General features: G+C 58.4%; 18 protein-coding genes and 2 pseudogenes. 7 read left to right on the top strand and 13 right to left on the bottom strand.

Translation table 11 applies throughout. The features are described from left to right. Positions 1–29 precede the first annotated feature (29 nt). The 3 genes and pseudogenes from K9B32_RS17520 to K9B32_RS17530 all read right to left on the bottom strand — a co-directional run. Positions 30–188 (bottom strand): annotated as a pseudogene (locus K9B32_RS17520) (YMGG-like glycine zipper-containing protein); the annotation flags it as partial. Between the two features lie 103 nt (positions 189–291). Then, entirely contained in the window at positions 292–831 is a 540-nt protein-coding gene (locus K9B32_RS17525; protein ID WP_224564403.1) for a DUF1269 domain-containing protein, read from the bottom strand. A gap of 351 nt (positions 832–1182) precedes the next feature. Beyond that, on the bottom strand, positions 1183–1674 hold the full coding sequence (locus tag K9B32_RS17530) for an AAA family ATPase (protein WP_224564404.1): 492 nt from the start codon (positions 1672–1674) through the stop codon (positions 1183–1185). Positions 1675–2007: 333 nt separating this feature from the next. On the opposite strand from K9B32_RS17530, the gene K9B32_RS17535 reads away from it, so the two are divergent. Then, entirely contained in the window at positions 2008–2871 is an 864-nt protein-coding gene (locus K9B32_RS17535) for a tyrosine-type recombinase/integrase (protein WP_224564405.1), read from the top strand. Between the two features lie 42 nt (positions 2872–2913). Then, a pseudogene (locus K9B32_RS17540) lies at positions 2914–3210 on the top strand (transposase zinc-binding domain-containing protein); the annotation flags it as partial. Here the strand turns inward: K9B32_RS17540 and K9B32_RS17545 are convergent. From K9B32_RS17545 to K9B32_RS17555, 3 genes are all read right to left on the bottom strand, one after another. After that, a complete protein-coding gene (locus K9B32_RS17545) occupies positions 3208–4677 on the bottom strand; it encodes a Na+/H+ antiporter NhaC family protein (protein ID WP_224564406.1) in 1470 nt (489 codons plus the stop codon). The pseudogene K9B32_RS17540 and the gene K9B32_RS17545 overlap by 3 nt on opposite strands. 118 nt (positions 4678–4795) lie before the next feature. Further along, positions 4796–6040, bottom strand: a complete 1245-nt coding sequence (locus K9B32_RS17550) for an arginine deiminase (RefSeq protein WP_224564407.1) — start codon at positions 6038–6040, stop codon at positions 4796–4798. A 69-nt stretch (positions 6041–6109) separates the two neighbouring features. After that, positions 6110–7594, bottom strand: a complete 1485-nt coding sequence (locus K9B32_RS17555) for a basic amino acid/polyamine antiporter (protein ID WP_224564408.1) — start codon at positions 7592–7594, stop codon at positions 6110–6112. Positions 7595–7928: 334 nt separating this feature from the next. Here K9B32_RS17555 and K9B32_RS17560 point away from each other — a divergent pair, with 334 nt between their 5' ends. The 3 genes from K9B32_RS17560 to K9B32_RS17575 all read left to right on the top strand — a co-directional run bounded on the left by K9B32_RS17560 (position 7929) and on the right by K9B32_RS17575 (position 9625). Then, positions 7929–8168: a GrpB family protein gene (locus K9B32_RS17560; protein ID WP_224564409.1), complete on the top strand. Its 240-nt coding sequence runs from the start codon at positions 7929–7931 to the stop codon at positions 8166–8168. A gap of 55 nt (positions 8169–8223) precedes the next feature. Continuing rightward, positions 8224–8631, top strand: a complete 408-nt coding sequence (locus K9B32_RS29130; protein ID WP_224564410.1) for a GNAT family N-acetyltransferase — start codon at positions 8224–8226, stop codon at positions 8629–8631. A 682-nt stretch (positions 8632–9313) separates the two neighbouring features. Further along, positions 9314–9625, top strand: a complete 312-nt coding sequence (locus K9B32_RS17575; protein ID WP_224564413.1) for a hypothetical protein — start codon at positions 9314–9316, stop codon at positions 9623–9625. Positions 9626–9663: 38 nt separating this feature from the next. Here the strand turns inward: K9B32_RS17575 and K9B32_RS17580 are convergent, their stop codons facing one another. From K9B32_RS17580 to K9B32_RS17605, 6 genes are all read right to left on the bottom strand, one after another. Next, positions 9664–10002 carry a DUF2147 domain-containing protein gene (locus K9B32_RS17580; RefSeq protein WP_224564415.1) on the bottom strand — a complete coding sequence of 113 codons (339 nt, stop codon included), beginning with the start codon at positions 10000–10002 and terminating at the stop codon, positions 9664–9666. A gap of 173 nt (positions 10003–10175) precedes the next feature. After that, positions 10176–12179: an aldo/keto reductase gene (locus K9B32_RS17585; RefSeq protein WP_224564416.1), complete on the bottom strand. Its 2004-nt coding sequence runs from the start codon at positions 12177–12179 to the stop codon at positions 10176–10178. A 45-nt stretch (positions 12180–12224) separates the two neighbouring features. Next, complete coding sequence (locus tag K9B32_RS17590; RefSeq protein WP_224564417.1) at positions 12225–13310, bottom strand: ABC transporter ATP-binding protein; 1086 nt, start codon at positions 13308–13310, stop codon at positions 12225–12227. Between the two features lie 14 nt (positions 13311–13324). Beyond that, positions 13325–14161: a carbohydrate ABC transporter permease gene (locus K9B32_RS17595; RefSeq protein WP_224564418.1), complete on the bottom strand. Its 837-nt coding sequence runs from the start codon at positions 14159–14161 to the stop codon at positions 13325–13327. Further along, entirely contained in the window at positions 14158–15018 is an 861-nt protein-coding gene (locus tag K9B32_RS17600; RefSeq protein ID WP_224564419.1) for a carbohydrate ABC transporter permease, read from the bottom strand. Before K9B32_RS17600 ends, K9B32_RS17595 begins: the two co-directional genes overlap by 4 nt. 76 nt (positions 15019–15094) lie before the next feature. Then, positions 15095–16372 (bottom strand): ABC transporter substrate-binding protein, encoded by a 1278-nt coding sequence (locus tag K9B32_RS17605; RefSeq protein ID WP_224564420.1) that lies wholly within the window; start codon positions 16370–16372, stop codon positions 15095–15097. 86 nt (positions 16373–16458) lie between these two features. Here K9B32_RS17605 and K9B32_RS17610 point away from each other — a divergent pair, with 86 nt between their 5' ends. Next, positions 16459–17367, top strand: coding sequence for a helix-turn-helix domain-containing protein (locus tag K9B32_RS17610; protein WP_224564422.1), 909 nt, complete (start codon positions 16459–16461; stop codon positions 17365–17367). A gap of 20 nt (positions 17368–17387) precedes the next feature. Here K9B32_RS17610 and K9B32_RS17615 read toward each other — a convergent pair whose 3' ends face one another. Next, positions 17388–18296: a LysR family transcriptional regulator gene (locus K9B32_RS17615; RefSeq protein ID WP_224564423.1), complete on the bottom strand. Its 909-nt coding sequence runs from the start codon at positions 18294–18296 to the stop codon at positions 17388–17390. 117 nt (positions 18297–18413) lie between these two features. Between K9B32_RS17615 and K9B32_RS17620 the strand changes: the two genes are divergently transcribed. Further along, positions 18414–20249, top strand: a complete 1836-nt coding sequence (locus K9B32_RS17620) for an IlvD/Edd family dehydratase (protein WP_224564425.1) — start codon at positions 18414–18416, stop codon at positions 20247–20249. The last annotated feature ends 233 nt before the right edge of the window (positions 20250–20482 follow it).

The raw sequence follows: 20482 nt of genomic DNA on the forward strand, positions 1-20482 counted from the left end.
AATTCCCACACGAACATAGCGGGTTACGCACCGCCAATTGCCGCCCCGACGGCCGCGCCACGCACGTTATTTGTCACCACGCCGCCAACCACAGCGCCTGTGGCGGTACCGATCCCGGCGCCTTGTTGTGTTGGGGTGCAGCCTGCAATGATTGCCCCGCCAAGAAGCAACAAAGTCGAAACGCGCATCGCTTTTTCCTTCCAGGTTTAAGCCAGCAAGATCGTGAGGACCTAGCCGGGGCGTTAGAGGATCGATCTCTTATCAATGAGAGAGCACGCGTTTACCCGACAATCATGAGGGAGCTGCCGATCCGGCTTCCGTTGCCACAGGTGAAAGCGCTTCGCGGAGTCTCGCTTCCTGATCAGGAGAGAGTGAGGTTCTCAGAATACGTGCACGCTTGTTTTTGAATTCTTCGAGGACCTTCTCTGGCTGCACTTTGCGTACAAGCAAGAAGAGAGCTGAACTGCCGGCTGGGATAGTCTCAGCCAGGCTCTTGATGAGTTTGTCGTCGATACCGTAGTCTGTGAGCGATCCGGCGATAGCACCAGAACCAGCTCCGAACGCTCCGCCAACAACCATTCCCGCCAGAGGGTTCAAAAACAAGAGACCTACGAGAGTCCCCCACAACGCTCCGGACAACCCGCCTCTTGTCGCTCCCATCCCTGCAAGGTTGACGCTTTGCTTCAAGCGAACTTTTCCGCCGCTGTCTCGAATAGCAACGACGGCGTCCTCGAGGTCTATCAGGTACTCCTTTTCGAGCGTCAACAACCGGCTGAGTATCGCGTCCGCTTCGTCAGGTTTATCAAAACCAAGCACTATGAGTTCAGACATAGTTCCCTCCTTGATCTACCGCATATCGAAATAGAGCCAGTCTTGACCACGTCCAGAGGTGTGGACTACCTTTCGTTGCACTTTGTAACATTACCATGAGAAATCCTTGGCATCGGCGTCGATTTCGGCCACTTCGATGGCGCCAGGTATCTCTGGAAGTGGCAGTGTCGCACCGCAGCGTGGTTAAAGCAGATCACATCAACTCGGCATTATCGAGCAAGTGCCACAAGAGTCCGATGAAGGCTGGCGCGACGATCGCGGGACGATGCGCGTGCCTTCAGAACGGGTGTAGTGGTGGTCAGCCGTCGGTTCGCTATCGGCTCGAAGAACGCGATAGCGAACGTTCAATCATCACGGACGATGCACTATCACCTCGAACGCCTCTTCGGGAGAGGGCGGAACGAAGTGACTGGTAAAGAGAGCGAAGTCATCGTCGCTGACGTTGAACTCGTGCTCGCCGCCCTCATTCCTTTGACGAAGGCGGGCTTTGCAAACCTCGTCTGCCACATCGAGAAAGTGGAGCTGGTGGGCGCACCCCGCCCCCTCAAACAGCGTGCGCATCCATGCTCTACTGCCGCGTGTGTTCGCGGGGAAATCCAGCACCACCGACACTCCACCACGCAGAAGACTGATTAAATGCTCGCTCATGGCGTCACGCAGCCGCCTAGAGTTGCGGATGTAGTCAGCTAAATTGTTCTGTTCGCCCGGATAAAGGCGAGCCAGCCAATAGTCCTCCTTTACGACGATCGTGTTGGGCATCCTCCCCAAAGCGCTCGTAAGTGTCGACTTTCCGGCAGCGATCTTGCCGCACACGAGGTGTAACGTGGGTTCGTTCAAAGACATGATCATAGACTTTCGCGGACGCAAACAGCGTCGTGATGTTCACACATGCGCAGACAGACCCGACCCGACGCATCAGGCCGGGCAATCAATTCGTCCGCTAGTCGCAAACGCGATGTGAATCATGAAAGTCATGCTGCGAGGATACCCGTGTTTTCGGACAGAATCCAGTAGCAGCGCCCCCTTTCGAGCGCTGCCCTAAAAGCGTGTCGCAGCTTACGTGATTCAGGATTGAACTAAGCCGCTAGTCGCGGCAGTTGGTGCCCGCTTTGAGAGATGGCTCCTGTCTGAGAGGATTTGGGTGTTGCACCCCCCCCCTTCAGACAGGAGATCCAGATGGCCGAGATGAGCCCTCTGCGTCGCCGGATGATCGAGGACATGACGGTCCGCAATCTTTCTCCGGCCACGCAGCAATCCTATCTTTATGCTGTCGCAAAGTTTAGCCGCCATTTTGGCCGATCGCCGGATCGGCTCGGACTGGACGAGGTCCACGCCTTCCAGGTGCATCTGGTGTCTACGGGCATATCCTGGTCCGGATTGAACCAGATCGTCTGCGCACTCCGGTTCCTCTATGGCGTAACGCTCGGCCAGAATACGATCCCGGAGCATATTCCGTATGCGCGCGAGCCTCGCCAGTTGCCGGTTGTTCTTTCGAGCGACGAGGTGGTCGGATTTCTGCAAGCCGTCTCCAGCTTGAAGGCGCGGGTGGCTTTGACAACGGCTTATGCCGCCGGTCTCAGAGTCTCAGAGGTCTGTGGTCTTCGCGCCACCGCTATCGACAGCTCAAGGATGGTGATCCACATCACGCGTGGCAAAGGCGGCAAAGCCCGCTACGTCATGCTGTCGCCGGAACTGCTCGGGATCCTGCGCAGCTATTGGCGCTTGGCGCGGCCCAAGGACATTCTGTTTCCTGGGCGCGATCCTGACAAGCCGATCGAGCCATGGGGGCTGCATTCCGCCTGCCGTTCGGCGGTTGCCGCAGCGGGCCTTTCCAAACACGTCACCGTCCACACACTGCGGCATTTTTTCGCCACTCGTCTGCTCGAGAACGGGACCGATATCCGCATCATCCAGGTCCTGCTCGGCCACGCCCACCTCTCGACAACAGCGCGCTATACGCAGGTCTCCACCGACACGATCCGGTCGACGGCCAGTCCGCTCGATCGGTTACGACTGGAGGTGACGCCGCCGGAATCGTAATCGGTTGCGCCCCACCTTCGAAGTCGCCGACATCTTTCGACCTTTCGACGACATGGAGGCTCCTACAGGCGAGAGAACGCCGGTCATCTTGGCCGCGGCGAGCGACGCGTCATGGGCGCGATCGAAGCCTGCCGTACACCCAGGCTTGGCGGTCACGTCGATGCCTGCGACGACTGCGGCAGGACCCGCATCTCCTACAATTCCTGCCGCAATCGCCATTGCCCGAAGTGTCAAGGCGCCGCTCGCAAGGCGTGGGTCGATGCACGCATCGCCGATCTCTTGCCGGTCCCGTACTTTCATGTGGTCTTCACGCTACCACCTGGCGTCGCCAAAAGTTCAGACCGCCGATTCATCGAAATTGACCTTCGTTAAACGCAGCATACGAATACCGAGAAAAGCAACGACGGCCGCCAGAATCGGGCTAGCGAAATTGAAAACCGCATAAGGGAAATAGTGAAAGGTCGAAACGCCCAGCGTCGCTGACAGATATGCGCCGCAACTGTTCCAAGGGACAAGTGCCGAAGTTGGCGTGCCGCTCGCGCCGATGGTGCGCGACAGAACCGGCGGCGCGAGCCCACGTTCAGCGAAGACGGCATTAAACATCCGACCTGGGAGAACAATCGATAAATATTGATCGGCGGTCGTGACGTTTGTCGCAATGACGGAAGCGATTAACGCACTAACGAGAGTTCCACCCGATTTCGCCACGCTGACAATTGGCGCAATGAGCCGCTCAAGGATACCGGCCCTCTCAACAACACCCCCGAACGCAAATGCCGTGATCACAAGCCACACAGTTGACAGCATGGCGCTCATGCCGCCGCGTGTCGCGATTGCATCTAGCGCCGGATCGCCGCTGCTGGATACATAGCCGGTAGCGAAGGCGAGCCAGACACCTTTGACAAGTGCCAGCCAATGGGGAACTGAAGCGCCCGCACCAGCGAATGCGACAACCCTCTCGGGCGCTACGATGACGGCAAGCACGCCACCGAGCAAAGCGCCGATGAAGATTGTGGTGAACGGAGGCAATTTAAGGAGCGCAAGTAACAGAACAACGAGCAAAGGCAGGAGAAGGACCCAGGACACGTGGAAAGAGGCTTGGATATTGGCCAAATGGTTGGTGGCATCGAAACTACCCGGCTCGCCAAAACGGCCGAGAAGCCAAAAAACACCGAGGCTAAGCAAGAGTGCCGGGATGGAGGTCAGAAGAGTCTCGCGGATATGATCGTAAAGATTGGCTTCGCCAGCACCGGCAGCAAGGTTTGCCGAATCGGACAACGGCGATGTCGTGTCCCCAAAATAAGCCCCGGAAATGATGGCGGCGGCCGTAATGGCGGGATCAAGGTCCATATTTGCGGCGACGCCCATTAAACCGATGCCGATCGTTCCGGCCACCGTCCAGGAGCTACCGATCCCGAAAGACGTGGCGGCAGCAACTGCACAGGCGGTAACGTAAAAATAGTTGGGGTTTAGCAGGACCAGTCCATAATAGATCATGGTGACCAGCGTGCCGCTCAACGCCCATGTACCGATCAGCGCGCCGACCCCCAATAGAATGAATATTGCGCCGACCCCTGATCCGACACTCGAAATCGCCGCTTCTCTCAGTTCATCGAGTGAACAGCCACGAATGCGCGCCATTGTGACCGCAATCATTGTCGCAAAAACCAGGGCAACCTGATTGGGGCCTGATGAGCCTGCATCTCCGAACAGATAGTAAGACAATGCGATAAGGAGGATGAGGCCAGCCACCGGTACAAGGGCTTCGAACAACGACAGCGGTTGTTTTTTGTTTTCTGCTGACATGGCTTTCACATTCAAAGAGCGCGCCGACCGTTTCACGCCGTGTCATCGTCTGGTTCCAGGACGGACCCCGGGTCATGCAGGCCTAGCCCATCGGGTATCAGATGCGAGGTTGTGGCCGTCAATAATCGACCGCGTCGCGGATGATCGGGCAGGTCATGCAGTGCCCGCCGCCGCGCCCGCGTCCAAGTTCAGCACCGGTAATGGTGATGACTTCGATACCTTCCTTGCGAAGCAGGGTGTTCGTGTATGTATTGCGGTCATAGGCATAGACGACGCCCGGGGAGGCGCAGACAAGGTTGGCGCCGCTATCCCATTGGGTGCGCTCGCGCATGTAGTCATTGCCAGCGGTCTGGACGACACGCATCTTCTTCAAACCGAGGGAGTCGCGGACCGTCTCGACGAAGCTGCCCTTGTCCTTGTGCAGCTCGACGCCGCCTTTGCCGTTCGGGCGGTAGGAGAAGGCATCGATCTTGTCGACAATGTCGGGGTAGATTAGCACGCAATCACGGTCGGCGAACGTGAAGACCGTGTCAAGATGCATGGCAGCGCGCAGCTTTGGCATGGCCGCGACAATAACGCGTTCGGCCGCACCTTTTTCGAACAGGGCCTGGGCAACCTGGCTGATCGCTTGCCGTGAGGTCCGCTCGCTCATGCCGATTAGCACGTTGCCTTTGCCGATCGGCATGACGTCGCCGCCCTCGAGCGTGGCAAGCCCCCAATCCTTCGTCGGGTCACCCCACCAGACGTTCACCTTTCCGGCGAAGTCCGGATGGAACTTGTAGATAGCGGCGGCAAGGATGGATTCTTCATGGCGCGCGGGCCAATAGAGCGCATTGAGCGTCACCCCGCCGTAGATCCAGCAGGTGGTGTCGCGGGTGTAGAGTGTGTTCGGCAGCGGCGGCAGCAGGTATTCGTTCACGCCCGCCGCGTCGCGTATCAGCGCGAGCTGCTCACCGCCGATCGATTCCGGAAATTCAAAGGTCGACAGGCCGCCGATCAGCGTTTCGGCGAGCTCGCGGTTGGAAAGGCCTTCCAGATAGGTGCGAACTTCGTCGAGCAATCCGAGCCCGATCTGGTTCGGCACGACCTGATGGTCGAGAATCCACTTCTTCGCTTCCGGGATGGCGACCGTTTCGGCGAGCAGACTGTGCATCTCAACGACTTCGACGCCGTGATCGCGCATCTTCGTCATGAAGTCGAAATGGTCGCGTTTGGCATTGTCGACCCAAAGCACGTCGTCAAAGAGAAGGTCGTCGCAATTGCTCGGCGTCAGGCGCTGGTGAGCGCGGCCCGGCGCGCAGACCAACACCTTGCGCAATTGCCCAACTTCGGAATGAACGCCAAATGAGGATTCAGTTACCATGTGTTCTCACCTCTTGCTTCAAGGAATTGCGTCGAACTGCAACTGGAGCATGGAACGGATGGTGGATTCTCAAATCTGGACTACGCCGGTGGTAAGCAACACGATCCCGATCACGGCAAAGACCAGGACAATTAAGAACACGATCAGGCCCGGCGTCGTAAAGATTCTAACGTTCTGCTGACGCCTGGCGATGAAGTACAGCGCCGTCGCGGGGGCGAGCAGGATGCAGGCGAGGAAAAGGAAAGTATATCCGGCGGCCCATATGAGGAATAGCGTGTAGACTGTCGAGACAGCTGCAACCACTAGCTCTCGGGTTCGTGAGGCGTCCGACGCGCCGTGATATCCGTCCCGCTGCCATGCGATTTTGACGGCATAAGCGCTGGCGAGTGCGAACGGTGCAAGCGCGAGCGCGGCCGTCAGGTCGAGGGTGAAGTCGAGAGCGTTTTCCGCGAACTGCACGGCGAACAGGATCGCAGACACGAAGACCGACGTCCAGAAAACCGCGTGCTCGGGAACCTGACGGTCGTTGAGCTTGGCAAACTGGCTAGGCATGTCCTGGTCCTTTGCCGCCGCGTACATGACATCGGCTGCCAGGAGCTGCCATGCGAGGTAGGCACCAAGCACCGACACAATGAGCCCAAGGCGGATGAACGTTCCGCCCCATGGCCCGACGGCGGCCTCTAAGACGCCACCCACGGATGGCTGTGACAAAGCCGCAATTTCCGCCTTTGGAAGGATGCCGTATGAGAGGATCGAGATGGAGGCAAACAGCGCGAGCACCCCGAGGAACCCGAGCACCGTCGCTGCGCCGACATCCTCCCGTCGTTTGGCGTACCGCGAGTAAACGCTTGCGCCTTCGATGCCGAGGAAGACGAAAACCGTAACGAGCATGGTGCCCTGTACCTGCATCAACAGAGATGTACCGCCAGGGACATCGTAGCCTCCAGTGAGATTGCCCCAAAAGACCTCTCCGTTGAAGAAGAAGATAACGAGCACCAGGAATAATGCTAATGGCACAAGTTTGGCGATGGTCACGATATAATTGATCCAGGCGGCCTCTTTCACACCGCGGCGGATGAGAAAGTAATATCCCCAGACCGCAACAACGGAGACGATGAAGGAGGGCCATGTATCGCCGTTGCCGAACAATGTTCCGCTCTGGGGAAACAGCTGCGAAACAGTGGTCATGATCAGAACCCAGTAGAAGGCGTTCCCCGCGCAAGCAGAGGCCCAGAATCCGATGGCGGAAAGGAAACCGGGATAGACGCCAAAACCGTCCCGCGCATAAACGTAAACGCCGTTGTCAAGCTCTGGTTTGCGTATCGCGAGTGCTTGAAAGACGAAGGCAAGGGCTAGCATACCGGTGCCGGCAATCGCCCAGGCGATGAGAGCCCCATAGACGCCGGTCTGAGTTGCAAAGCGGGTCGGCAGCTGAAACACGCCTGCGCCCACCATGGAACCAACGACCATCGCGGTCAGTGAGAAAAGGGGAAGCTTTTGCTCGGCTTCGCTCGCCGGCGGATTACTTTCGGCTTGGGTCGTTATGCTTGCCATTGTGCCGCTCCACTCACGTAAAGAATATCGTGGCGCGTTGCTTCACGATATTCCGTTAACCGCTACCGTGTTGAAACTATCAGGCGACAGAACCGAAGTTATATATGGTGGATTGTAGGATATTAGCAGGAAAATCGGTGATTGAAAAGTCCTTGAAATTGCAATGTCGTCTCCGTTGAAACCACAGCGGGAAGATTGCACAGCTGAAATCCGCGACACACTGCACCTCTTTTGAGTTTGGTGGCCTTCACGATGTCACGAGCGGCCCCCCTTTCGGACAGCGGGTGGCTTGCAGCACATCGATAGGTTACCGTTGTTTCAGAGGATGAAGCCCATGCCAACGCTGGTCGAACTTGTTCCTTATGATCCGAATTGGACAAAACATTTTTCCGATGCTGAAGCAGCATTAAGAGCAACGCTCGGGTCCAGCGTTATGGCTGTTGACCACGTTGGCAGCACAAGGATGGGACCGAGGGTAGCCGACGGCCCGGATCGTTGCTTCGCCCACGACGCAGATTTCTCACTCCCTCGCTTCCTTCATGCGAACTTTGCGCGATGGGCATTAATGCATTAATCGCCGCTTGGAACCATTTCCGAGAACCTCGAAGGCCTTCCTCCAATACCGTTCGGTGAGAGCGAAGCTGTCGCCACCGCATACCGCACTCAGCCCATCTCCTGCCTATTGTAGTAGCAACCGGGGTGGCGCCGTTGTTTTTGCCTATTTCTTGGGCCATTTTGCTGGCGAAATTTCTTATGCAGTTCCAGCGAACAACCAGCATGCGGATAGCCCGGATGATGGGGTCTCCAGCGAACAACCTCAAAAAAGTTACCAGCGAGATTACACTCTTGTATGTGGACCCAGTGCCCGCCACCAAGGTCTAAGTACCAAGCTACTGGAGGCTTTGGAAAGACGGCTGTTCTGCGCGGGCTGCCCGAAAACCTTCTTATGGTCGACAGAGACTGCTCGTGTCTTTTACGCGTTCCGCGGTTACGTTAAAATAGAAGATGGCCACCCGACCAAAATGGAAAAAAGCTGATGTGCTAAACCACCTAAGCAATTTTGTTCGGCGGTGATGAGCCCTACGCGAGTCTGATTGTTCTAAAGATGAGTTTGCAGAGCCACTGGTGACTGACTGAACGCTCGGTTCGTTCGTGCCAAACCAACTTGAACAGTATTTTCTCTGTTTCGAACGGCAGTGGACGGGTGAGGCAACCCTGCGTGGAAGATTGATAGTCCCAGATACAGGCGCCCGTCAATGTGATCGAGTAGCCCAACCGCCGTCTCCAATGTCGACTGCCTGTTAACAGTTAGTAGCTACAGGGACGATCATTCCCAAATCCACTCCTGCACGCTGGCCGCAATGCAAAGTCTGCGTTGTGAGCGCCATACCCAACCGACCCCGTTGTTCGAGGAGCGTCTGAGTTTGTCGAACACGCCGTTGCGACGCCCATGACTGCAACGACCATCCCGAGGCACATCATCTTTCGAAGCGTTTTCATTTCATCCTCACAAACATAGTTTGCCACCAACTGGACAGAAACTAGGTCCCGGTGAGACCGGGAAAACAGCGTGTGCCATCAATACTTCGTCATCGACAGCTGCCGGTGGCAACCTTTCTGCCACCAGCCCGACTTTGGCAGTCGCAAAACCATCCGGCCACCAGTTTGGCACGAGGAATGCATGGCATTTTTCAGGGGTTCCTTTGTTAGGAGGGAAAAATGACGGCCTTGGTTACCGATATCGTCAGCGCCACTGGACAACTCGAAGCAGCCATTCTCGATGTTACGTCTGCAAATCCCAGCATTATCGCTAGCTCCAAGTCAATGAAAGCAAAGGCAAAATTTCTTCCGCATGTATTGGTGGAGCAATACCCGGAGCTGTCGTGGATCGAACGCGAGCTGCGCGGTGTATTCGAAGCCTGCTCGGACGCCATTGACCGCAAATCGATCAGTCCGGTGGTCGCAAAAGCGGCAATCTCCATCGCCGAGGAATATCGGCAGGTTATCGACGGGCTGAAGCGCCGGAACTAGGAGCGCACAAAACAGCCGGCAATAGTGCCATTCGCCTGTTACAACCGCGTCCAGATCAGCGAGACGCAGATCACCTTCATCGTGCAGCCGCGCATGTGCACAGTATCGCCACTGAGTGTGAGCACTCCCGTGAAAGTCTTCCTACTCTCCGGCTCAACGATGGTTCCGGTGAAGTTACCGTTACTGCCTTGGAACGAGCCTATGCGCTTGCCCGCATTGTTGCCCGTCTTCATCGTGATGCAGTAACCCTGCGCGCATTCGTCGATGGCCGCGGTGGTGCCGACTTGCGTCTTCCAGGTGCCGACGACAGGCTCTTGAGCCAAAACACTGAAGGCCACGAGCGTCATCGACGCCGTGGTCCATACCAGCCGTTTCATGGTTTCGCTCCCCTATTGACAGTCAGGGTGAGGTCGCTGGTCCGACCTAAAGCTTTCAATTATACGCCCCGAAGGTGTCCTGCTCCAGCGTCCAGTGCTCCTTTGTGCGGGAGGGGAGTGAAGCCACACGCCCGGGACTGGCGCCCCAGCCCCGGGCGATCGTTGCTATCGCGTCACGCTTCCAGCCACTTCACCTGTTCCGGCGTCAGCTTTATGTCGAGCGCCGAGAGGCTGTCTTCCAACTCGGCGATGGTGCGCGGCCCGATCAGCGGAATGACCGGGAACGGCTGGGCGATTACATAGGCGAGCGCGATGTGGATCGGGCTGCGGCCGAGCTTGTTTGCGAGTTCGATGGCCCGGTCCCGGCGCTCGAAATTGCGATCCGAATACCAGCAACGGACGATTTCCTCATCGTCGTGCTTGTCGCGTCCGGCGCGCTCCGTAAAGAAGCCGCGGCCCTGGCTCGACCATGCAAAGTTCGGGATCTGCTTGGCATTCAGCCACTTCTTCCAGTCGTCGTCGGAAGCCGCCACGCATCCAGCCCAGATCGGATCGAGCATTTGCGCAAGCGAGAAGTTGTTGGACAGGGCAGCCGGCGCCGTCTTGCCATTCTTGGCGGCGTAGGCTGCGGCCTCGTCCACGCGCTCGCGCGTCCAGTTCGATCCGCCGAAGATGCCGCGGATGCGGCCACGCTTGACCTCTGCGTCCATGGCGTCGACGAACTCGCCAACCGGAATATCGGTATTGTCTCGATGCATGAAGTAGATATCGAGATAGTCGGTTTTCAGACGGTTCAGCGACTGGTCGAGCTGCTTGGCGATGACATCGGGGTAGCAAAGCGGTGAATGAACGCCCTTGCCGATCAGCACGATCTCCTCACGCGGCACCTTACGGCTGGTTTGCCAGTCGCCAAAGATGCTCTCGGTCTTGCCGCCGCCATAGACGAAGGCCGTGTCGAAGACATTGCCGCCGGCCTCGTAGAACGCGTCGAGGGTCAGCGACGCGGCAGCAAAGTTCGGGAAGAATTCGAAGCCGAGCGTGACGACCGAAGCCGGCTTGGAAATGCCGGGAATCCGGCGCTGCGGGATGCTGTTTCCGCGCCGAACGGTACCACCTGCGATGTTCGCGGTTCGCTTGTCCGCCTTCTCGACGCCGTATTCCAGACCAATCGAGGCGCGCCATTGATCAAGAACACGCAGGTTTCCGACCGAGTCGGCCCAGCTCATACCGGGTGAGCGGAATTCCTTTTCGCCAGCGCGGATTGCATCGCCGGCTGCATCGACCTCAAAGGAATACAGCCAGCGGTCTTCCTTCACCTCGATCGTCTGCTGCTCGTTGCTCTTGAAGATCTCGATCCTGCCAGTGCCGCCCTTGTGGCCGGAGGCGAACCAGAAGTCCTTGACCTCGATGCGTCCTTCAGAACCGATGATGCGCAGCGTATTGTCCTGCTGCGCCATGATCGAGCAGGACACTTCGGCGATGACGCCGTTCGGAAACTTCAGGACGGCGGAAGCCCACTCATCCACCCCCGATTGACCGAGGTGACCGACGCCTGAGACCCTTTCCGGCTCGAGGAACGGCTTGCCCTCGACGGCACCCGCGATCAACCTCGCCATGGAGACCGGATAGCCTCCGACGTCGAGGATACCGCCGCCGGCCGTTTCGTTGGCAAAAAGCCGATGCTCGGGCTTGAACGAGCCCATGTTGAAACCGAAGCTCGAGCGGATGATGCGCACGCTGCCGATGACACCGCCTTTGACCAGTTCGACGATCTTGGCCGTTTGCGGGTGAACGCGATACATGAAGGCCTCGCCGGCAAAGACGCCGGCCTTCTTCGCTTCGTGATAGATCGCATCGGCGTCGAACGCGGAAAGTGCAATCGGCTTTTCGACGAGAACGTGCTTGCCGGCGCGGATAGCCTTGATTGCCCATTCGGCATGACCCGTATGTGGGGTTGCGATATAGATCGCGTCGATTTCTGCGTCCGCCAGCAGCGCATCATACCCGTTGACGATGCGGGCGCCGGGGAAGTTCTCGCCAAGCCCAGGCTTTTGCGGGTTTCGGGTGGCAATGGCTGCGAGTTTTCCTGTGCGCGAATGCGCGATGCCGTCCGCAAAGGTGCGGGCGATCGTGCCCGGGCCGATAATGCCCCAACGGATCGGTTGGTCTGTGCTCATAGGGAATTCCTCTTCATTGCATAAATCTTGGGACGAGGTTTACAGTCAGCGCAGGCGGTTGCCGTCGCCATCGAACAGAAAGATACGGTGGGCGCTCAGGCCGACGGTCAGCGTGTCGCGATTGCCGGCAGCGCGCGATTCCGGGCGCTCGATAATGAGCGGCTCGCCGCCTGCCGTGGTCGCGTAGATGTAGCTGGTGTTGCCGAGGTGCTCCGCGACATCGATGGTGACGGTAAGATCCGCCTCACCTTGTCCAGCGTCGACGAAATGCTCTGGCCGGATGCCGAGCGTCACCTGCGCACCTGGATCGAGCTTGCCACTCACCGGCATGGCCAGGCGAACGTTCCTGTCTCCGGCAAGAGCGATCGTCGCGCTTGCGCCCGCCCTTTCCAGGATCTCGGCCTCGAGGAAGTTCATCTTCGGCGAGCCGACGAAGCCGGCGACAAACTGGTTGGCGGGATCGTCATAGAGGTCGAGAGGCGCTCCCACCTGCTCGATGTTGCCAGCGCGCAGGACAACGATCTTGTCGGCCAGCGTCATCGCTTCCGTCTGATCGTGGGTGACATAGATCATCGTTGTGCCTAGCTGCTTGTGCAGCCGCGAGATCTCGACGCGCATCTGCACGCGCAGTTCCGCATCAAGGTTCGAAAGCGGTTCATCGAAAAGGAAGACCTGTGGCTCGCGCACGATGGCGCGGCCGATCGCAACGCGCTGGCGCTGGCCGCCTGATAGTTGCTTCGGGCGGCGATGCATCAGCTCATTGATCTGCAGAATGTTGGCGGCGTGCTTGACGCGCTTTTCCGTGTCCTGTTTCGGGTTGCCGTTCATGCGCAGACCGAAGCTCAGGTTCTCCTCGACCGTCATGTGCGGGTAGAGAGCGTAGGACTGGAAGACCATGGCGATGCCCCGCTCGGCCGGCTCGACATCATTGACGACCGTGCCGCCAATATTGATCTCGCCGGCCGAGATGTCCTCAAGACCGGCGATCATGCGAAGCAGTGTCGACTTGCCGCAGCCGGAAGGGCCGACAAAGACGACAAACTCGCCGTCCTTTACCTCGAGATTTGCGCCATGGATGATTTCCAGCGCGCCGAAACGCTTGACGACATTTTTCAGTGAAAGTTCGGACATCAGGCGTTCCCCGATTATTTGACTGCGCCGGCCGCGATGCCAGCAATGAAGTGACGCTGCAGGAACACGAAGACGACCAGGATCGGCGCCGTCAGCATCATGGCGCCTGCCATGATCCCGCCCCAGGACACCTTGGTCAGACCGATCAGCGTGCCAAGCGCCACCGGTGCTGTCATCATCCCTGGCTTGGAGTTGATGAGCAGCGGCCAGAGATAGTTGTTCCAGGAGTGCAGGAAGAGGATGATGGCAAGCGCCGCCATTGTCGGCCTTGCGAGCGGCAGGGCGATCCGAAGGAAGATCTGCCATTCCTTGACGCCTTCGACGCGGGCCGCGTCGAAGAGTTCCGCGGGCATCATGGAGAAGGCCTGACGCATGAAGAGGACGCCGAGCGAGTTGAAGAGCGGCGGGACAATCAGCGCAATCCAGGTGTTAGCCAGCCTGAACTCGCGGGCCACCATGATGAACTGCGGAATGACAACGACGGCAAAGGGCAGCGTAATCGTACCAAGAATGATGCCAATGACGATCGACCGGCCGACGAAGCGGTAGCGGGCAAGCGCCCAGCCGGCCATCGACGTCAGAAGCACCGACAGGAACGTGTAGATCACCGCAACACCAATCGAGATGAACATGGCGCGGAGGAAGTTGGTATCAGCCTGCAGGTTTTTGAAGTTCTCGATGAAATTCGTCGACGGCCAGAGGACGATTTCGGGGCTGAAGATTCCGAAGTCCGACATTGTGGAGAAGACCAGCATCATCCACAGCGGAAACAGCCAGATGATGGCCAGCGGCGTCAGGACGGCGTGGAGGGCGATCTGCCGTAAGAGCAGGGATTGAGACTTTGATCTCATTTGGGCTCCCTTCCGATCCAGAGGTTGAAGAGTGAGATCGCAACTGCCAGCGCTGCCATTGTGTAGGCGACCGCCGAGGCATAGCCGAAGTTGAGCGAGCGGAAGCCCTCGCGATAAAGCAGAAGGCCCAGCGTTTCCGTTCCGCCTCCCGGGCCGCCGCGATTGGTGATGAGGAATGGTTCGGTAAAGAGCTGCATCGTGCCGATGACCGACAGGATGACGCAAAACAGGATGATTGGCTTCAAGAGCGGCAGCGTGATGTGGAAGAACTGCTGTGTCTTGCTGACGCGATCGAGCGTTGCCGCCTCGTAGACATCGTCAGGAATGGATTGCAGGCCGGCGAGAATGATGATGGCGTTATATCCCGCCCAGCGCCAGGTCACCGCAATGATGATCAGGGTCATGGCAGCGTTGGCATTGTCGAACCAGGAAACGGCTGGAAGACCGACCAAGGTGATGATCTTGTTGACGATCCCGAAATCGAAGCTGAACATCAGGCGGAAGACGGCCGCGTAGGCGACTTCGCCGACGACGACGGGGGCGAAGAAGGCAAAGCGGAAGAGAGGCCGCGCTTTCAGAAGCGGCGAATTCAAAAGCACAGCCATCACGGTGGCGATCATGATCATCACCGGTACCTGAATGACCAGGATGATCAGCGTGTTGTAGAGCGCATTGTAGAAGGCTGGATCGCCAACGAGGCGGCCCCAGTTCACCGAGAAACTGAATTTCCATGGATTGACGCGGGTGTTCTGAAACGAGATCAGAAACGAACTGATGATCGGCCATATCCAGAAGGTGGCAAAGACCAAGAGATAGGGCGCAAGAAAAGCGTAGGCGTTCCGGTTCCGGATCGGCATTCTATTCTCCTCACAGACGAGACGAGCCACCCCTCAGGATGGAGGCCGGGCGCCAAGCGACGCCCGGCACTGTTGCTCATTTCGCGATGGGAAGACCTGTCGCCGTGGCGATCTGGTTTGCGGCGTCATCGAGCGCTGCCTTCGCGTCGGGGTAGCCGCCGGCGAAGTACTTGGTCTGCGCTGCCCTGTAGATCGAGTCGGCGTCCGTCTGGAACGGCGTGCCACGGCTTGGAACGATCTTCGGCAGGGTCGAAAGGATGTCGGCCCAGACCTTCTGGTCGTGCCAATAAGGCAGTGGCTGGTTGACAAACGGGTCCTGGACTGCAGTCAGCAGCGATGGAACGAGACCGAAGGACTTCAGCATCGTTACCTGGCCCTCATTGGTGCCAAGAGCATAATTGATGTAGGTCCAGGCGGCTTCCTTGTTCTGCGAATTAGCAGCGATTGCGAGCGACGAGCCGCCAAGGTTTGCTGCATGCGGTCCATCTGGCGTCAGGCTTGGCATCATGTAGACGCCCCATTTGCCGGATAGATCGGGCGAGCCGGATCTGATCGTGCCTTCGTACCAGCCGCCATACATCTGGCTGGCGGCCTTGCCTGCCGTATTGGCTTGGATCTTCTCATCCCAGATGGCTGCCGTCAGCGTGCCGGCATCCTTCATCTGCTTGACCTTTTCGAGCGTCGCAACGCAGGCAGGCTGGTTGATGGTGATCGTCTGGCCATCCGTCGAGAAGTAGCCGCAGCCCTGCTCGTTGGAAATCATGCGGAACCATTCGCTGTCGCCGTTGAAGTCAGCTTGCGCCATGACGACGCCCGGATTGGCTGCGGAGATCTTCTTGCCCGCTGCAATGAAGTCGTCCCAGGTCTTGATGGTCGACGGATCAACGCCTGCCTTTTCATAGAAGTCGCGGCGATAGAAGACGGCGACCGGGCCGGAATCCCACGGCATCGCGTAGGCAACATCGCCGACTTCTAGCTCGGTGCGCTTGAAGTCTGGGAACTTTGCCTGAATTTCTGGGGTGTAGCCCAGCTCTTTCAGGTTGGCGAAGCAGTCGGGGAAGCGGTTCCAGAAGATCTCCGCCTCGAAATTTTCGACGCTGACGATGTCCGGCAGTCCTTCGCCGCCGGCAGCGCAGGCAGCCAGCATCTTGTCGAAGACCTGCTGGTTGCCGAGATCCTCGACCGTGACCTTGATATCCGGATGCTGCTTGTTGAAGCCTTCGAGCGTGGACTTCAGCGCCGATGCAGCGATGTTCCAGCTCCAGATGGTGAGATTGCCCGACTCCTGCGCGAATGCAGAACCGGAAGCGAGCAGTGCGACTGCAGCGGTCGCACTGATAAGTTTGAAGCGCATTGAAAATCCTCCCTTTTCAATTGCCGTCCCTTAGCGAACGCGGCTAGACTATCTGGAAGGGAGCCGCTGTCTCCTAAAAAGGGAACATGGATTTGGCGGAAAGTAAGATCGTAAAGCGGGCTGTCTACCAGCCGGGAGCGAGCAGTATCGAAGGGTTGCCGACGGCCCTTCAGATGTTTCACAACCACCCGCCAGTCATGTTGATGCCGCATTGGCATGTGCAGGTTGAAGTGAACTACATCATGCAGGGGAGCGTCCACTATCGCGTGAATGGTTGCGAAATCACCATGCGGGCGGGCGACATGTGCCTGTTCTGGGGCGGGCAGCCCCACCAGATGGACGATTGCTCCGAGGACGCAATCTATGCCGGCGGGCATCTTCCGCTCGTCTACTTCTTCCGAATGCGGCTGCCCATCAACATTTCCAGCCGCCTGATGAAGGGCGAGATCCTGTTCACCTCGGCAACCGACGCCGCCGACCGGGAAAACTTTCCACGCTGGGTGCACTACGCCAAGTCAGGTGACCCTGCCAAGGCGCAGCACGCCGTCGACGAGATGCTGTTGCGGGTGGAGCGAATCGCACTTGAGCCCTATTCCATGATTCCGACACTCGGGCCGACCGATGCTGACGATATCGAGCAGTGCTATCCGCAATCCTCGCGCAGCGTTGCGCGCATGTGCGACTTCATCGCCGTCAACTTCCTACAGGAAATTGATTCGGTCGATATCGCTCGTGCGGCCGACCTTCACCCGAAATACGCGATGAACCTGTTCAAGAAGACGACCGGCATGACGCTCAGCAAATATGTCAATCTCCTGCGCCTGTCGCGCGCGCAAGCGATGTTGATGAACGACGAGGCAAACGTCTTGCAAGTCGCAATGGACAGCGGATTCGGCTCGATCAGCGCCTTCAACAAGTCGTTTCGCCATATTGCGGGCATGTCACCTTCCGATTTCCGCCGCGATGCGCGCATGGTCACGCAATATGCGCCTTAGGCTCTTGGGGCGGCGCCGCATTAAGGGTTTCGCGTTGTGGCAAACACATTGTAGACAAGCTCGGCGGAGGCAGACAGTTCGCGTTCCTTCAGTTTGACGAGGCCAAAACCCGGGACGGAGATGTCGCCCTCTATCTGCAGCGCCTTGACGAGACCATGCCGCTCGAGGAGGGCTGCCACGGGCTCGGCAAAGATGCCGAGCCGCTGGCTCTGCAACATCAGCAACATGGTCAAAAGCGCATCGGAAGTCGAAACGACGCTTGCTGGCACGATGCCGTGACGACGGATGAAATCATCGATGACCTGGCGAAGGAACGAGCCATGCGGCTGGAGCACCCAGCTCTGGTGCCTGAGATCGTCCTCGGTGACGACAGGCTTGGCCGAGAGCGGGTGATCCACGGCCACTATGACACGCAGCGTCTCCTGGCCGACCGGCAGATAGTCGAACCAGAGGGGGTTCATGCCACTTGGAATGCGGCAGACGGCAAAGTCGAGCCTTCTGTTCAGCACATCCTCGAGAAGCACGTCACTGCTGCCAACGGAGATGCTGATGTCGATCGTCGGGTGGGTTTCGAAGATCCGTTTCAGCGCAGGGGCAACGTAATCGGCTGCCGGCGTCATGATCGTACCGAATGCCACGCTGCCGCCCTGCCCGGCAGCTGCGACCACCATTTCATATTCTGCCCGTTGTGCTTCGGAGATCAGCATCTTGGCGTGGCGAACGATCACTTCGCCCTGAGGGGTGGGGACGAGGCCACGATTGTGTCGTTCGAAGAGTTGGTGCCCAGACATTTGCTCCAGCTCATTGAGGGTTCTCGACAGGGCCGGTTGCGAGATGCCAAACATTTCGGCAACGACGCCGAGCTTGCCGTGCTCGCTGAGCGCCACGAGCATCTTCAGGTGCCGCAGTCTGAAACCATCTAATCCCACGATTGCCTCATTCGATATAAGATATTTGCATATCAAAATGCGAAAGACTGATTATACATTCCTGTATCGATCAGCTAAGTGCATGACAACAGCGGCTTCAAAGCAAGGAAATTCATCGTGGTTGAGAAAACTCCCTCCCCGAATCAGAACGCAGTGCAAGAGCAGGACGGATCGCGCCAGCTTCGCTCCAAGGCATGGTTCGACAATCTGGCAAACCCCGACATGACCGCGCTCTACCTGGAGCGTTACATGAACTTCGGTCTGAGCCAGGAAGAGCTGCAGTCGGGAAGGCCGATCATCGGTATCGCACAGACTGGCTCGGACCTGTCGCCGTGCAATCGTCACCATATCGAGCTTGCCAAGCGCGTTCGCGAAGGCATTCGTGACGCTGGCGGTATCGCCATTGAATTCCCGGTGCATCCGATCCAGGAAACCGGCAAGCGCCCGACCGCCGGTCTCGACCGCAACCTGTCCTATCTCGGCCTCGTCGAGGTTCTCTACGGCTATCCGCTTGACGGCGTAGTCCTGACGATCGGTTGCGACAAGACGACGCCTGCCTGTCTCATGGCCGCGGCAACCGTCAACATTCCGGCGATCGCGCTCTCGGTCGGCCCAATGCTGAACGGCTGGTTCCGTGGCGAGCGTACGGGCTCCGGCACGATTGTCTGGAAAGCCCGCGAGATGATGGCGCGCGGCGAAATCGACTATCAGGGGTTCGTCAAGCTCGTCGCATCCTCCGCACCCTCGACCGGCTACTGCAACACGATGGGCACAGCGACGACAATGAATTCGCTTGCCGAAGCGCTGGGCATGCAGCTGCCGGGTGGCGCGGCAATTCCGGCCCCCTACCGCGACCGTCAGGAAGTTTCCTATGAAACCGGCCTGCGCATCGTCGAGATGGTGCGCGAAGACCTCAAGCCGTCCGACATCCTGACCAAGGAAGCCTTCATCAACGCGATCAAGGTCAACTCCGCAATCGGTGGTTCCACCAACGCGCCGATCCACCTGAACGCTCTGGCACGCCATGTCGGCGTTGAACTGACGGTCGACGACTGGCAGACCTACGGCGAGGAAATTCCGCTCCTCGTCAACTTGCAGCCGGCCGGCGAATATCTTGGCGAGGACTACTACCATGCCGGTGGCGTTCCTGCCGTGATGGGCGAACTGATCAAGCATGATCTGCTCAATACAAGTGCGATGACCGTCAACGGCAAGACTGTCGGCGAGAACTACACAACCGCGACGATCGAGGACGACAAGGTCATTCGCCCGTTCGAGCGACCGCTCAAGGAGCGTGCCGGCTTCCGTGTCCTGCGCGGCAATCTCTTCTCGTCCGCAATCATGAAGACGAGCGTGATCTCGCCTGAATTCCGTCAGCGTTACCTCTCCAACCCGAACGATCCGGAAGCCTTCGTTGGCCGCGCGGTCGTCTTCGACGGACCGGAGGATTACCACCATCGCATCGACGACCCGTCGCTGGCGATCGACGCTTCGACGGTCCTCTTCATGCGCGGAGCCGGTCCGATCGGCTATCCGGGTGCAGCCGAGGTCGTCAACATGCGCGCCCCCGACTACCTCTTGAAGCAGGGTATCAGTTCCCTGCCCTGCATCGGTGACGGCCGTCAGTCCGGCACCTCCGGCTCGCCCTCCATCCTCAATGCGTCGCCGGAAGCGGCCGCCGGCGGTGGGCTTGCGCTGCTGAAGACCGGCGACCAGGTTCGCATCGATCTCAAGAAGGGCACTGCCGACATCCTCATCAGCGACGAGGAGCTTGCCGAACGGCGCAAGGCACTCGAGGCAGCCGGTGGTTATGCCTATCCGGAGAGCCAGACACCCTGGCAGGAAATCCAGCGTACCTATGTCGGTCAGATGGAAACCGGCGCCGTGCTCGAGCCCGCCGTCAAATACCAACGCATCGCACAGACCAAGGGTATCCCGCGCGATAACCACTAAGCCGCCCGGCGTGCAGCAGTGCACGTTGTGTGAGCCACGGCTGATCATGCACGATGGGCGCGTTGCCAACTGCGGCACCGCGCCCTTTTTCATTTTTCGAAACGAGGTCGAGATTGATTGGTTTTGACCTTGCCGACCGGCATCTATTGTGGTCGATTTCCCCGCGCCGTCGGGTTGGAGGGCGGCTGGTTCGTTTTGATTTTGAGCGCCTCCATCGCTCGCGTGACGGAACA

The organism is Rhizobium sp. 3T7 (assembly GCF_020166565.1).
In the GTDB taxonomy this organism is placed as follows: Bacteria; Pseudomonadota; Alphaproteobacteria; order Rhizobiales; family Rhizobiaceae; genus Rhizobium.

What these genes read in the sequence shown, in the direction of transcription:
- K9B32_RS17525 (WP_224564403.1), bottom strand. Translation starts at nt 831, where the DNA reads ATGTCTGAACTCATAGTGCTTGGTTTTGATAAACCTGACGAAGCGGAC.
- K9B32_RS17530 (WP_224564404.1), bottom strand. Translation starts at nt 1,674, where the DNA reads ATGTCTTTGAACGAACCCACGTTACACCTCGTGTGCGGCAAGATCGCT.
- K9B32_RS17535 (WP_224564405.1), top strand. Translation starts at nt 2,008, where the DNA reads ATGGCCGAGATGAGCCCTCTGCGTCGCCGGATGATCGAGGACATGACG.
- K9B32_RS17545 (WP_224564406.1), bottom strand. Translation starts at nt 4,677, where the DNA reads ATGTCAGCAGAAAACAAAAAACAACCGCTGTCGTTGTTCGAAGCCCTT.
- K9B32_RS17550 (WP_224564407.1), bottom strand. Translation starts at nt 6,040, where the DNA reads ATGGTAACTGAATCCTCATTTGGCGTTCATTCCGAAGTTGGGCAATTG.
- K9B32_RS17555 (WP_224564408.1), bottom strand. Translation starts at nt 7,594, where the DNA reads ATGGCAAGCATAACGACCCAAGCCGAAAGTAATCCGCCGGCGAGCGAA.
- K9B32_RS17560 (WP_224564409.1), top strand. Translation starts at nt 7,929, where the DNA reads ATGCCAACGCTGGTCGAACTTGTTCCTTATGATCCGAATTGGACAAAA.
- K9B32_RS17575 (WP_224564413.1), top strand. Translation starts at nt 9,314, where the DNA reads ATGACGGCCTTGGTTACCGATATCGTCAGCGCCACTGGACAACTCGAA.
- K9B32_RS17580 (WP_224564415.1), bottom strand. Translation starts at nt 10,002, where the DNA reads ATGAAACGGCTGGTATGGACCACGGCGTCGATGACGCTCGTGGCCTTC.
- K9B32_RS17585 (WP_224564416.1), bottom strand. Translation starts at nt 12,179, where the DNA reads ATGAGCACAGACCAACCGATCCGTTGGGGCATTATCGGCCCGGGCACG.
- K9B32_RS17590 (WP_224564417.1), bottom strand. Translation starts at nt 13,310, where the DNA reads ATGTCCGAACTTTCACTGAAAAATGTCGTCAAGCGTTTCGGCGCGCTG.
- K9B32_RS17595 (WP_224564418.1), bottom strand. Translation starts at nt 14,161, where the DNA reads ATGAGATCAAAGTCTCAATCCCTGCTCTTACGGCAGATCGCCCTCCAC.
- K9B32_RS17600 (WP_224564419.1), bottom strand. Translation starts at nt 15,018, where the DNA reads ATGCCGATCCGGAACCGGAACGCCTACGCTTTTCTTGCGCCCTATCTC.
- K9B32_RS17605 (WP_224564420.1), bottom strand. Translation starts at nt 16,372, where the DNA reads ATGCGCTTCAAACTTATCAGTGCGACCGCTGCAGTCGCACTGCTCGCT.
- K9B32_RS17610 (WP_224564422.1), top strand. Translation starts at nt 16,459, where the DNA reads ATGGATTTGGCGGAAAGTAAGATCGTAAAGCGGGCTGTCTACCAGCCG.